Origin of the sequence: Pseudoalteromonas issachenkonii (genome assembly GCF_002310795.1) — a bacterium.
GTDB classification, from domain to species: domain Bacteria; phylum Pseudomonadota; class Gammaproteobacteria; order Enterobacterales; family Alteromonadaceae; genus Pseudoalteromonas; species Pseudoalteromonas tetraodonis.
Window position 1 is genome coordinate 2473096 of sequence record NZ_CP011030.1, and the last position, 13447, is coordinate 2486542.

The following is a 13447-nucleotide window of genomic DNA, read 5'->3' on the forward strand; positions in this document are numbered from 1 at the left end:
CATGAACCAATTAACGATAAAAAGTCACAATATCCAAGGTATCTTTATTAGAAGTATTCAGTTGGAGGACGTTACAACTAAATACGTAAGTTGGTTAAATGACTCAAAAGTGAACCAGTATTTAGAAACACGCTTTCATAAGCAGGATATAGATTCTGTTAAAAATTATATATCCTTACAGCTAAATAACCCTCTCGAGCAACTTTTTACAATAAGAACAAGTGAAAATGAACATATTGGCAATATAAAAATAGGAAGTATCAATACAATTCATAATGTTGCCCAGGTTAGCCTCTTTATAGGGGATAAAAAGTTCTGGGGAAAAGGCTACGCTAGCCAAGCAATAAGACTAGTAAGCCAGTACTCTTTTCAAAAATTGAGATTAAGAAAGCTCACTGCAAGTGCTTATACCTCTAATATTGGTAGTATCAAAGCATTTTTAAAGGCTGGGTATGAAAATGAGTGTATTTTAAAGGAGCATTATATTTTAGATGGTAAGCCATCTGATGTCGTGTTCATGTCTTTATTCAAAAAACCACAAGATGACTTTATTGAGTTAGTCGTTACTAATAAATAACGACTAACTTTGATTAGACTTTGGCCGGTTTATTATAGTTTTCAATAAACTCTAAATAGATACCTTTTACATGTTCATGAAACGCGTCAACACATGCATTTATAAATCCAGTACGCATTTCTAAGTCATTGTAATAATAGCTACTTGTCATAATATAAGCTTGAAAATATCTAAAAGTTCCCTGAATCAGCCAATAAACTACAACATCGTCTGCGGTGCTATTACGTAATGTAAGTAATATTTTATTTTGTAAATTAAACGCATCAGCAAGCTGCTCACGTGTTTCAAAATATTGAGAAGTTATAGACAACAGCTGCTCAAGAACATCTTTTGTTCTCGTTTTGATAGCTTCCATTTTATGATTAACATTACCAGCAGACAATTGCTCTAAAGAAGTAGCTTTGTAAAGTAGCGCTGTGATCTTATCTTCCTTATTAACAATCGGTTTTATATTACCAATATCTTTAATAAGTTTAGGTTCAGTATACCTAATGAAAGCACCATTGGCGGTATTAAATACTTTAACATTTAGGTTTTCTTGAAGTAGTAATTCTAAGTTACCTTTTGATGAGTCAAATATCGGGGTTGTGAATACTTCTTCAGTAAAATTACCTTTAACAACAAATGCACCTTCAATACCTTTTTCAACTACTTTTTTATGCTTAAAGTCATTATCGAAATATATACTATGTTTTGAATGATGGTGCTCTTTAGAGACAAATCCTAAGTCAGTACCAACTAAATATACTTTCTTAAACCCTAATTCAATTGCTGTAGCAAGCGCTGTATTTGATACTGTAGGATTACTGTAATCAGGGTAAGTAAACTGCTTCTTTGTATCCAAAGCACGAATAAGACGACCGCCTGCATCATTTATTTTTGATAACAAATGCGCATTTTTAAAACGCTTTAAAATATTATCGTAAACAGTATTTAACGCAATTATATTTATTTGATTTAACTTTGTATTTAAATCAGATGTGCGATCAATTGACTCAATCCAGTCTAATAGTGCCGCAGTACGTTCCATTTCAATATGGATATCAGGTTTAATATTATTGCTAAGCAAAGCTCTCAATGCAGTACCACAAGAAATTATGATGATGTTGTCTTGGTTATTTTTTAAAAACTCAATTGCATCATCAAGAGAAGGACCATTAGCGACTATAAATACGGGGTAATCATTTAATGAATTTTTAACTAGTTCAGGCTTTTTTAACACTGGAAACTTAGCATTTAAATTGGCTAATGTGTGCGACACGCCAATTATTTCATCTTCAAAAAACCCCCAGCCTGCAGCCCAACGATGGCCAATACCTTTTATACGCTCAATTGTTTTTTCAATCAATGAGCTATCATAATGCTTAAAAAATAGTATTTGACTGATATTAAAGTGACCCTGATTAAACAAAAATTTGGAAATTTCGTTAATCACGCCATCTTCATTGCCGCCTACACGTATTGAAAACTGTCCGCCATTAGCTGTGCATTTATCAAAAAGTGGTTTTAATTCTATACAATGTAGTAACGCATAAAAAGCGTCTTTACTTGGCTCAAATAAAAACACATTTAGTACATCTTTTTTACTGAGTAGCTCTTCTATCTGATACCCTAAGCCACCGCCTAAAAAGCAGATAAAGTCGAGACGATTCTCTGCAGCAGGGTTGTGAATTTTATTATCTGTCTCTGACGAACGAACGTTATAAATTGATTTCAAAAGCGCGGCATGTTCAAAAACAATATTTTCGTCATCTTGATGACCTAGTTGATATTTGAAGTAAAGCGGATTCTCTAAAAACTGAACAACTTGTTGTTTTGCAAACTCCCTAGGATTAACTTGATAGACAAACTCATTATTATTAAATAAGTTTGCATTATTTGCTTCATCTATAGCTACGCCCGTATCACTTGGTGTGTAGTCTTTAAATGACTCATATATAACTGGCATTTGCTCTTGCAATAGAGCTAGGTTTGCAAGCAAGGTTGCTTGCAACATCATTTTTGTTAATTCTTGTTGATTAGCGTCCAAATTTCACTCCGCTTAACTTGATTTTTTAACCACCCCAGGTAGGTTAGCTAATTGTTGTTGTAAATAGCTGCCTGTTGAATTTAAATTGGCGACTAATAAATCCATTGCATTATATTGACTGTATAACCGTTCTTCGTATTTCGCCATACGAATATTAAATTTCTCTACATCAGTTTCTAGTTTAGAAAGCTGTGATTCACGACCTTCTATACGTGAACTAATAATACCATCAGAAGCCGTATAACCTTTAATGACTGTGTCTAACTGGCCAACAAAACCATCACCGTCATTTTCTCCGATAAAAAAGGTTTGTAAGGCTTGAGGATCCTTTTCTATCGCAGCTTTTAATGCATCGGAATCAATACTTAATTTACCTGAACGCTCCGTTCTAATACCAAAATTAGCTAAAAAATCGGTATTACCATTTCCCGTGCTAAATTCTGAGGTTAACAATGAGCGCACCTGGTTTACAGACCCTCTTAATAATGAGTCACCAGCAAGCGCCCCTACGCCCTCTTCAGCACTTGAGCGTCCTAATTGCTTAGATAAATCAATAAAAGCATTAAATTTGTCTACAAATGAGTTCAAACCAGCTGTAATATTTTTATTATTTTCTGTTATTACGGCTTTACTTAAATCATCGTCAGTTCCATGCATTTTTTTGGCATTAATGGTGACGCCCTCAATGACATCTTTAAATTCATTTGTACTGCTCGTCGCAACAAGCGTACCATCTATCGTAATTGAGGCATCCGTCGCTGCAGTTACTTCGTTTAGGTTTTCAGCGTAAGTTGCTGATGCTGTATCACTGTCATACGCAAGACGAGATAAACCCAAGGCGTCTGTATTGTTGCCATCAGAGACATCATCAACTACAATTTTTATTGCGTTTTCGGCGCCGGTTTCTTTACTTGATAATACTAACCGCTGCCCCGTGTCATCGGTAATAATAGTGGCATTCACGGAGTCATTGTCAGTTGAGTCATTAATCGCGTCACGTATATCAGCAAGTGTTGCGGTGTCTGACACATTAATACCAAAACTGTTAGCGCCAGAACTTATAGATAGCTTACCTTCACCCACCGCTTCATCGCCAGCTATAGCATTTGATGTTAGCTTATGGTTTTCGGCCAAACTATTAACTTTAATTGAGTAATTATTGGTTTGTGCATCTTTTTCAGAGCTAAAAGAAACAAATTCATCACTACCACTTATTGTTCTTTTTTGATATTCATCAACTGATGATAGTGACTCCAAAGAACCATTCAGCTCTTCTAAAGACGCTTTTAGTGTGCCTACAGCAGATATATCAGTCGTGAAATTAGCTTGCTGTTTTGTTACTCGCGCTTGATAAGGGGATTTTTCAGCATTGACTAAAGCACTTACAATTTCGTTTACTTGAAGTCCGGAGCCTATGCCCGTAAATGAAATAGCCATAATAATTACCCTCTTAAATTACTGAAAAATTAAACTTTAAAATCAACCAATACACCGGTGGCTTCAGCCAATTTAGCAACTATACCTAATACTTCCTCTGACGGATATTGCTTTACCAAATCACCACTTTCTTTGTCGATAACCTTGATTACATTGCGGCCAGAATCTTCATCTACTTTAAACTGAAGACTGCGGTTCATTTCACCCATAAAGTCCTGCAATTGCTGTACCACCTTCTCTAGCTTTTCAGGTGACAACTCAGTTTTAGAGACTTCATTATTACTTGCAGCAGTAGGGGTGGTTGTATTCTTCTGTTCATCAATATTTTGCTTAACTTGAGATGGGGCTTGATAACTTGAGGTAACCTCACCTTTTTGCGCTGAGCTGATATTTAAATTTAAATTTTGCGTTTCCATAATTCGCTCCTACTATAAAGCGATATAAAGCTTTATACCTATACAAGAAAGGAAGGGTTGCCCCTTCCTTAGTAGTTAAAGTATAGAGCTTATTGTTAAATTAACCTAATAAGCTAAGTGCTGCCTGTGGTAACTGGTTAGACTGAGCTAAGATTGTTGTACCAGCCTGTTGCATAATCTGGTTTTTAGTCAGTTTAGCCGTTTCTGCAGCGTAATCGGTATCTTCGATACGGCTTTTAGAAGCCGATACGTTTTCTGATACGTTTGCAAGGTTTGCTATGGTAAAGCCAAAACGATTTTGTACCGCACCTAAATCAGCTCGTTGCGCATCGATTTGAGCAAGTGCCGCATCAATTGTATTAATTGCATTTTGTGCACCTGCAGAAGTAGCACCTGAGATGTCAATAGTCTCAACTGAAGTTAACGCACTTGAACCACCTGTTGAATCTATTGTAGATGCATCTGAACCAAATATCTCATCTACTTTTGTTCCTGATATACCTATTTTATCAGCTGAGCTTAGGTTTAGTTCTGCTGAAACACTAAGCGAACCTGCTGTACTAGCCACAGCTTGAGCGCCAATAGTAAAACCACTTGTATCGCCAGCACCAGTTACATCAATACCATCTATATCTGTAGCTGTGAATGATATAGAGCCGGCTGCCTCATCATAAACAGCATCATAGCCATCTTCTTGCATATCTTTAGCTAGGCGAGCCATGTCTCCGCCAAATGTACCCAAGTCATATTTATCAACCGCAGTGCCACCCTTTTTAATCTCAATTGTAGACGAGCTACTTGCATCAATACCAGCGATTGTAGTTGTTAATTTAGCTTGAGCATTTACACCTGCCCCTGAAGAATTAATAGTATCAGCAATTGCTGCAGCACCAGAGCTTGCTGCAACTTCAATATCAACACCGTTGATATTAACTGTTTGTGCTGAAGTAGCTACATTGGCACTTAAAGCAACCGTTTGAACATCACCAAGAGCAGAAACAGTCGATGTTGCACCACCTTTAATTTCATTTGCACCGATAGCATCAGCTGATACATCACGAAGACTTACGTTAATTGTTTCATTTGCATTAGAACCTACTTGGAATTGCTTAGTACCAAATGAGCCATCTAGTAAGCTAGTACCACCAAATTTAGTTGTTTCTGCGATACGCGTTAATTCTTGTTGCAATGCGCCTACTTCTTTTTGAAGGGCCGCACGTGCATCAGCATCGTTTGAACCATTCGCTGATTGCAGCGCTAGGTCACGCATACGTTGTAGAATGTTTGATGATTCTGTCATCGCACCCTCAGCGGTTTGCGACATTGAGATACCGTCATTAGCATTACGCTGAGCAACACCTAGACCGTTAATTTGTGAAGATAGACGGTTAGCAATTTGTAGACCAGCCGCATCATCTTTCGCGCTGTTAATTTTCATACCAGATGAAAGACGTTGCATTGATGTGCCTAATGCATCGCTAGATTTTGATAAGTTTCTTTGTGCATTTATTGATGCAACGTTAGTATTTACTGATAAAGCCATGTTATAACTCCTGATTACTTTCGTAATGTAACTAATTGATTTTAACCAAGAGCCATCACAATAAAAATCTGTTCAAGCTCCGTTCTAATTAAGTTAACGGCCGTTATAAAATTACCTTTAGCTTTTTTTTAAAAAAAACAGTAAAAAACTTTAGTTAATTGAAATACAAACAAAAAAGCCAAGTATAAATACTTGGCTTTTTAATTTTAATTATTAACCACCTAACAAGCTTAATGCAGCCTGCGGTAACTGGTTTGCTTGTGACAAAATAGTAGTACCTGCTTGTTGCATGATTTGGTTTTTAGTCAGGGTTGCTGTTTCAAGCGCGTAATCTGTGTCTTGAATACGGCTACGCGAAGCTGACACGTTTTCAGATACGTTTGCAAGGTTGGCAATAGTAAAGCCAAAACGGTTTTGTACCGCACCTAAGTCAGCTCGCTGTGCATCAATTTGCGCCAGTGCAGCGTCAATCGCTTTTATAGCATTTTGAGCACCTTCCGAAGTCGAACCAGAAATATCCACACTTTCAATACTTGTTAGCGAACTAGTACCACCTGTTGACTGTATTGCTGCCGTACCTGTACCAAATAACTGATTTGCAGTTGTACCTGAAATACCAATTTTATTTGCTGATGATAAGTTTAACTCTGCAGAAACACTAAAAGAGTTAGCTACTGTTGTTACTGCAGTACCACCTATTGTAAAGCCACTTACATCAGTTCCAGTGATATCGATACCATCAACATCTGTTGCTTTGAATGCAATTTCTTTTGTTGCAGGGTCGTAAATAGCATCATAACCAGCTTGCTGCATATCGCTAGTTAAACGCTCCATATCACCACCGTAGGTACCTAAATCAAATGACTTTTCTACAGCGCCATTCTTTTTAATTTCAATAACACCCGTACTTGATGAGGTAATACCTGCAAAACTCGTATCAATTTTGGCCTCTGCAACCACGCCTGCACCCGACTTATTAATTGTATCTGCAATTACAGCCGCACCGGACCCACCGGCAATAACAATATCTGTACCATTAATGTTAACTGTATCAGCACTGGTGCCATGGTTGGTCGCTAAGTTAACCGTTTGTACATCGCCAAGCCTAGTATTTGCATCTGCGGCGTTGCCTGGCCCTTTAATTTCATGCGCACCAATTGAATCTGCTGCTACATTACGTAAGCTTACATTAATGGTTTCATTCGCGTTTGCGCCCACTTGGAATTGTTTTGTACCAAAGGTACCATCAAGTAAGCTGGTGCCACCAAATTTGGTGGTGTCTGCAATTCGAGTAAGCTCTTGTTGCAGTGCACTGACTTCTTTTTGCAGGGATGCACGGTCAACCGCACTGTTTGAACCATTCGCTGATTGCAGTGATAAGTCACGCATACGTTGTAAGATGTTTGCAGACTCTTGCATCGCACCCTCAGCGGTTTGCGCCATTGAAATACCGTCATTGGCATTACGCTGAGCAACTGTTAGGCCATTAACCTGAGAAGTTAGTCGGTTGGCAATTTGTAAACCTGCAGCATCGTCTTTTGCGCTATTAATACGCAAACCAGATGATAGTCTCTGCATTGAGGTTTCAAGTGCCATGCTAGATTTAGATAGATTGCGTTGCCCATTAAGTGATGCAACATTTGTATTTACGCTTAAAGCCATTTTACCATCTCCTAGTTTCAATCAGAATGTGGTTCAAAATATTTAAGCAAAAACCACACTTTCTATAACTAGCTAAATGCATTAGTTGTGCCAACTAGTAAAAAAAGATTAACCTTATGTTTTAAAACAACTAAATAACACTTATTGCGGCTTTAAATTAGAAGTTAGCGATTTTTTGACAGAAGATAAAAAGGGGGTGACAGTTTTTTGCCGCTTCGTTAAGGCAAGTTATTACCTACTTTTCTCGTAAAGTAATAACCTGCCTTGGATAGTATTTATAAATAATCGAATAATGAAAGTTTAGCCAAGCGACCAAAAGTCGCTTGTGAAGCCTGTAAACCAGACTCATGTTTAGTAAGATCGCTGATGGCTTCAGCGGCATCAATCTCAATCAGGCTGGATCTATTTTCTTGATTATTAATATCCAGTGCACTGTTTGAATCGGTCACACGCTCAACCACATTCATCCGTCCACCTAAACCAGCTTGTGTAAATACAATCTGTTCACTAGCATTTTTAAGCTGAATTAAACCATCCGATAATGCTTGGTTAATTTGCGCTTCATCAAGTTGTTCGTCATTTAGGCTAATGATCAAATCTTCTAGTGTATTCAATACATTTTCTTTGCTTGGTTTCTCAAGGGTAAAATCAAGCTGCCCCGGTGCTACACCTTCAAGTTGAATTTCCATACCGGCAAATTCAATCGGCTCATCAGTTACTTCACCAGTCACAGGTGGTACAAGAGGATTACCATCACGTAATATCTCATACTGATCAGGCGATGAAGGGGTCGCACCAGGGATCACATTAACGTTATAGGTATTGATCGTTGGAGAAATAAGCGGATCTGGGTCTGAGTTATAATTATCTTTATGAAAACGATCAAACTCACCTTGATTTTGAACATAAACAGTTCCAGCGGTAATACCGCCTGATGGCGCTCCACCATTCGATACCACATCAAGACGTGCATCAACTCGTTCAAATACATTAAAGCCATTATCGCTTGATTTGATCTCAACGCCTTTTGCAATGGTTACTTCGTGCTGGCCTTGATCGCCTTGGTATTCGTATTTGCCATTAGTGCTATTAAATGTATAAGTTTGAATATCGTCTTGATAGCCAGAGAAAAGGTATTTCCCCCCTTCAGATTGACTATTCATTAAGTTAAGCAGCGATTTTTGCAATTCTTTTAGTTCACTGGCAACCGAAGCCAAATCACCTTTATCTAACGAACCATTGCCCGCTCGTATAGTTAACATTTGCGCTTCTAAAATAGTGTCGTTCATACCTTGTAATAAACTTTCTTCGGTTTCTAAACGCCCTTTTAGCTGGTTAATATTCTTCGTCAGCTGCTCATTAGTTTCTATTTTATTGGTGTACAACATACCCTGCGAAATAGCAGCAGGGTTTTCTGAGGTACTCAAATATTTTTGACCTGTCGTAACGCGCTCCTGCGCACCAGCTACATTTTGTTGATTCTCAAGTATTTTATTAATGTTATTTTGATACATTAAATTATTTGATAAACGCATAATTACCTCGCCGCACTCAGTAAAGTGTCAAAAATAGAACGTGCTGCAGACAGTACTTGAGCCGATGCAGCATAAGATTGCTGAAAACGCAGCAAATTAGCTGCCTCTTCATCTAAATTTACGCCGGATAACGATTCATACCAGGCTTCTGATTGCTGTGCTAAAGCATCAAATGCCGCCCCGTTGGTTTTTGCTTGACTGGTTACTACACCAACATCGGTTACTAATCCAGCATAGGCCTGGTTCAAGGTTTTATGATTATCGGCTGAGGCACTTGCTACCACATTTTGACGTACTAAATCGCTATTTTGTAAGTCAGCGAGTTTTTGACCATTACGGTTATCATCAAAACCGCCTTCATTAAATTCTAAATTAAAGGTATCTCCTGTAGCCGGTACCCCTTCAATATTAAAGTCAAAACCATAGCCATCATAAGGAGGCCCCGCTTGCGCCAAAATATTGTTAGCAGGCGGTGTAACCGTAAACGTGGTTGTACCATTACCATCAGTAAGTTGATATTCGTTAGCATTAGCAGTTTTAACAATGTTAATAGGACCATTTGCTAAGCCTAAAGGGTTTGTAAAACTGCCGGTAGTTACATCGCTCACATCACCCGGTGAAATAGTCCCAGTGCCTGTATTATCAAGCCCGTCTGCTGTTCTAATTGGAGAGGCCAATGCAATGTCTTCTCCTCGACCTGTTGTCAGCGATATATTGCCAGCCGCGCCACTATTAAGTTTTATCTGAAATTGATCACCGGCATTACCGGCTCCGGTTACGTTTAGCTCTAAACCAAACGACTCCCCGCTGGTGATTGCCGCAGAGTCAATAATGCCACTCGGTGGAATAACAGCTAACGATGCACTGCCTAAAGGCTCGCCTTTATTATCTATTGGCTGAATACTTACTTCGTTAGGGTTCCCCGTATAGGTGATCACAAAATCACTCGCTGGTAGTTCACTGCCTTTACCAGCTTCAACGGTTGCTGACATATTAGCTGTTCCGGTATTTGCTTGATAAACAAAAGCACTGACCGTTGGGATATCAAAAATATCGCCTCCAAGCTCACCGTTTGCATCCATTCCTAAACGGTTTTGCTGATTAAACGAATCAGCAAGCGCAATGCCCATCTGACCTATTTGATTTTGTGCAGGCACCAAAATATCGTCTCTAAATGCCAATAAGCCACCAATTTTACCTTTGAGTTTAGTGGGATCTATTTCTAGTGGAACGGCTTGGCCACCATTTACATCTAAGCGTAACTCTTTAAAATTGGCATCGGGATCGCCACTAATCGAAAACAAGTTAAATGAACCATTTTGCATAACAACCGCTTCACCTGTGCCCATAAATACTTGTTTTTCACCATTAGGGCCATCGAGTGTTTCTATATCAATTAGTTTTGATAAATCACGTATTGCTTTATCACGCTCGTTGTAAGCTGAGCTAGCATCTGCTTCGTTTTTAGTGCCATGAACACCCGCAATTTCTTGATTTAACGAACTAATACTTTCGATTAACGTATTCGCCTCTTCAGAAAATATTTCTAATTGCTCATTAACCACTGCTTTTTGCTCTGAAACAATACCTGCAAGCCGGTCCATTTGATCAATCAGATTTTGCGCATCACTCATCACCAATGAACGAGCAACCGTAGATGAAGGTTGGTTAAGTGCTTCTTGCACGTTGTTAAACATCGAGTTGATACTAGTTGATAAGCTGTTTGATTTTTCTGAAAAAATTTGATCAACCCGACTCGCCTCGCTAACAAATTGATCAAAAAAGCTTTTATTTGAGGTATCTCGGTTTAATTGCTTTTGTGCAAACTCATTTAATAACCGGTACGTTTGACCGCGGCCCACCTGATTATCAATCATGGTAGTAAATTCAGTGCGCTCTCGTACATACCCTTCAGTATTAACGTTTGCGATGTTTTTACTTGTCGTTTGCAATAACTCAGAGTTTGCTCTTATTCCTGAATTAGCAATATTTAATAAATTAAACGACATGTTACTCTACTCCTTGGCGGATAACGCTTGTGGCGATATTCTTTAACTCGTTACTGTTAAGCACTCTTTTTATTTTGTCTGCATAGTTAGGGTCGGTTGCATAACCGGCTTGCTGTAAAGAGTCTAAAAATTTGTGCGGCTTTGCTGTATTGTTTAATGCATCTTGATAGCGAGGGTTCTGTGTTAAAAAATCCACAAAATCATTCACGCTATCTTTTATTGAGTCATACGCTCTAAAGCTTGCTTGCTTTTTAACTGCAGCGCCTTGCTCAAACTCTAAAGTGACCTTACTGGCTTTTTCGCCCTGCCAACTTTTATCTGACTTTATATTGAATAAATTATTTGAGCTATTGCCATCACCTTTACTGATAATATGTTTACCCCAACCAGTCTCTAATGCTGCTTGCGCAACCATAACCGCCGGATTTAAACCAATTTTCTTAGCCGCTGTTTTTGCGTGTTCCCATACGGTGCTTACAAATTCCTCAGCATTTTCAAATGTGCCAGACGCTATGTTTTGTTCGCTTTTTTCAGTTGAATCAACGAGCGGCACTTTTTCAGTGACCTTTTGGTTTTCTTGATGAGGTAAGGTGCTACCCGCACGTTGGTCACTAAAGAAATCAGACGTTGTACGAAGAACAGAGCCTGGCATAAAGTTTTTTCCATCTGGCGATAGTTGCTGCACAATTAAATCTGCAAGTCCCAAAGAGCCATTTGATGAAAGCTCTGTAGCCATCTGTTGGTCGTGCATTTCTTCAAAAAACTTCACGCCACTTGCATTAAATGGGCTTTCTTTGTCTTCAAAAGCCTCATTGGCTTTACGCATACTTTTCAGTAGCATTTGGGTGAAGATAGCTTCAAATTGTGCCGCCGCTTTTTTTAACGCCGCTTTAGATGCATCGGTTGATGCATCACCGCTGTTTAAAGCATCTCGACGCAAAGAGTCTAAGTTGCCTAAATCAAAAAAGTTTTGCTTATCTAGATGATTTGTTTCCATCAGCTTTTTGACACAATAATTAATAATACCTAGTTAAATGCAATAATTGAGCCAAAAGAAGAGTAGCGATGAAAGGTTAAGGATGAAAGGTTAAGGGTTAAAGACCCTAGGGCTTAGGGTCTAGAATCTTATAAAACTAAATTACAACAAGCTGACCGTTAATTGCACCGGCTTCTTTAAGTGCTTCAAGAATCGCCATTAAATCGCCAGGGGCAGCGCCAACTTCATTAATAGCACGAACTAAATCATCAAGGCTTACACCTGGGTCAAATACAAAAGCACGTGAATCATCTTGATTAACGTCAATAATACTTTGTTGGGTAACCACTGTTTCCCCCTCTGCTAGAGGATTTGGCTGCGCCACATTTTGTTGCTCAGCAATGGTCACAGTAAGGCCACCATGTGTAATTGCCGCAGGTTGTAATTTTACATTTTTTCCAATAACTATAGTGCCGGTACGTGAGTTAACAATTATTTTTGCCGAAGTATCCGCAGGCTTAAACTCTAAGTTTTCAAGAGTTGATAAATACGATACGCGCTGTGAGGCATCTCGTGGCGCAACAACCCGAATAGAGGCGGCATCGAGTGCTTGTGCGCTATTTGGGCCGATTAAATCATTTATGGTTTTCTCTAAACGTTTTGCGGTTGTAAAGTCCGGACGGTTTAAATTAAAGGTAATATAATCGTTTTGCATAAATGGGCTTTTAACGGCACGTTCAACCGTGGCACCGTTTGGCACACGCCCTACGGTTGGCGTATTAATAACGACTCGGCTGCCATCTAGGCCTTCAGCACCTAAGCCACCAACAATTAAGCTCCCTTGTGCAATAGCGTATACATTACCATCAACCCCTTTTAAAAATGTTTGTAATAATGTGCCACCGCGCAGGCTGCCAGCACTGCCAATCGATGACACAGTAATATCTATAGTTTGCCCTGGCTTTCTAAATGGAGGGAGTTCTGCATGAACCGCGACTGCTGCAACATTTTTAATTTTTGGCTTTAAGCTCGCAGGTAGTGTAATACCAAAACTATTAAGCATGCCTTTAAAACTTTGCTCGGTAAAACGGCTTTGCTCTCCGGTACCCGGTAAACCAACAACCAATCCATAGCCCACTAATTGGTTTGAGCGCACCCCTTCGACCATAGACACATCTTTAATTCGCTCAGCACTGGCAGTAAATTGCCAGCCTAGTAGCACCATAAAACAAAAAACTTTAAAACCATTCATGTTGAATGTCC

10 protein-coding genes and 1 pseudogene are annotated in these 13447 nt (G+C 38.9%); 1 reads left to right on the forward strand and 10 read right to left on the reverse strand.

What is annotated here, in order from left to right; all coding sequences use genetic code 11:
• The first annotated feature begins 1 nt into the window (after position 1).
• Positions 2 to 577, forward strand: coding sequence for a GNAT family N-acetyltransferase (locus PISS_RS11500; protein ID WP_013465579.1), 576 nt, complete (start codon positions 2 to 4; stop codon positions 575 to 577).
• Positions 578 to 590: 13 nt separating this feature from the next.
• Here the strand turns inward: PISS_RS11500 and PISS_RS11505 are convergent, their stop codons facing one another.
• The 10 genes and pseudogenes from PISS_RS11505 to PISS_RS11545 form a co-directional block, all read right to left on the reverse strand.
• Positions 591 to 2606: a motility associated factor glycosyltransferase family protein gene (locus PISS_RS11505; protein WP_058155110.1), complete on the reverse strand. Its 2016-nt coding sequence runs from the start codon at positions 2604 to 2606 to the stop codon at positions 591 to 593.
• Positions 2607 to 2618: 12 nt separating this feature from the next.
• Positions 2619 to 4043 (reverse strand): flagellar filament capping protein FliD, encoded by a 1425-nt coding sequence (fliD, locus tag PISS_RS11510; RefSeq protein ID WP_013465581.1) that lies wholly within the window; start codon positions 4041 to 4043, stop codon positions 2619 to 2621.
• Between the two features lie 29 nt (positions 4044 to 4072).
• Positions 4073 to 4459 carry a flagellar protein FlaG gene (locus PISS_RS11515; protein WP_016899222.1) on the reverse strand — a complete coding sequence of 129 codons (387 nt, stop codon included), beginning with the start codon at positions 4457 to 4459 and terminating at the stop codon, positions 4073 to 4075.
• A gap of 100 nt (positions 4460 to 4559) precedes the next feature.
• Positions 4560 to 6002 carry a flagellin gene (locus PISS_RS11520; RefSeq protein WP_016899221.1) on the reverse strand — a complete coding sequence of 481 codons (1443 nt, stop codon included), beginning with the start codon at positions 6000 to 6002 and terminating at the stop codon, positions 4560 to 4562.
• A 213-nt stretch (positions 6003 to 6215) separates the two neighbouring features.
• The gene (locus tag PISS_RS19155; protein ID WP_414704468.1) at positions 6216 to 6836 is read right to left on the reverse strand and encodes a flagellin; all 621 of its coding nucleotides are present in this window, start codon (positions 6834 to 6836) and stop codon (positions 6216 to 6218) included.
• Positions 6837 to 7253: 417 nt separating this feature from the next.
• Positions 7254 to 7664, reverse strand: a pseudogene (locus PISS_RS19160) (flagellin N-terminal helical domain-containing protein); the annotation flags it as partial.
• Positions 7665 to 7939: 275 nt separating this feature from the next.
• Positions 7940 to 9199, reverse strand: coding sequence for a flagellar hook-associated protein FlgL (gene flgL / locus PISS_RS11530; protein ID WP_013465585.1), 1260 nt, complete (start codon positions 9197 to 9199; stop codon positions 7940 to 7942).
• 2 nt (positions 9200 to 9201) lie between these two features.
• Positions 9202 to 11208, reverse strand: a complete 2007-nt coding sequence (flgK, locus tag PISS_RS11535; protein WP_058155111.1) for a flagellar hook-associated protein FlgK — start codon at positions 11206 to 11208, stop codon at positions 9202 to 9204.
• A 1-nt stretch (position 11209) separates the two neighbouring features.
• Complete coding sequence (gene flgJ / locus PISS_RS11540; RefSeq protein ID WP_008113076.1) at positions 11210 to 12205, reverse strand: flagellar assembly peptidoglycan hydrolase FlgJ; 996 nt, start codon at positions 12203 to 12205, stop codon at positions 11210 to 11212.
• Positions 12206 to 12341: 136 nt separating this feature from the next.
• The gene (locus tag PISS_RS11545) at positions 12342 to 13436 is read right to left on the reverse strand and encodes a flagellar basal body P-ring protein FlgI (RefSeq protein ID WP_028833974.1); all 1095 of its coding nucleotides are present in this window, start codon (positions 13434 to 13436) and stop codon (positions 12342 to 12344) included.
• Between the last annotated feature and the right edge of the window lie 11 nt (positions 13437 to 13447).

Coding starts and splice junctions, on each gene's coding strand:
- flgL (WP_013465585.1), bottom strand. CDS start 9,199: ATGCGTTTATCAAATAATTTAATGTATCAAAATAACATTAATAAAATA.
- flgJ (WP_008113076.1), bottom strand. CDS start 12,205: ATGGAAACAAATCATCTAGATAAGCAAAACTTTTTTGATTTAGGCAAC.
- PISS_RS11500 (WP_013465579.1), top strand. CDS start 2: ATGAACCAATTAACGATAAAAAGTCACAATATCCAAGGTATCTTTATT.
- fliD (WP_013465581.1), bottom strand. CDS start 4,043: ATGGCTATTTCATTTACGGGCATAGGCTCCGGACTTCAAGTAAACGAA.
- flgK (WP_058155111.1), bottom strand. CDS start 11,208: ATGTCGTTTAATTTATTAAATATTGCTAATTCAGGAATAAGAGCAAAC.
- PISS_RS11520 (WP_016899221.1), bottom strand. CDS start 6,002: ATGGCTTTATCAGTAAATACTAACGTTGCATCAATAAATGCACAAAGA.
- PISS_RS19155 (WP_414704468.1), bottom strand. CDS start 6,836: ATGGAGCGTTTAACTAGCGATATGCAGCAAGCTGGTTATGATGCTATT.
- PISS_RS11515 (WP_016899222.1), bottom strand. CDS start 4,459: ATGGAAACGCAAAATTTAAATTTAAATATCAGCTCAGCGCAAAAAGGT.
- PISS_RS11545 (WP_028833974.1), bottom strand. CDS start 13,436: ATGAATGGTTTTAAAGTTTTTTGTTTTATGGTGCTACTAGGCTGGCAA.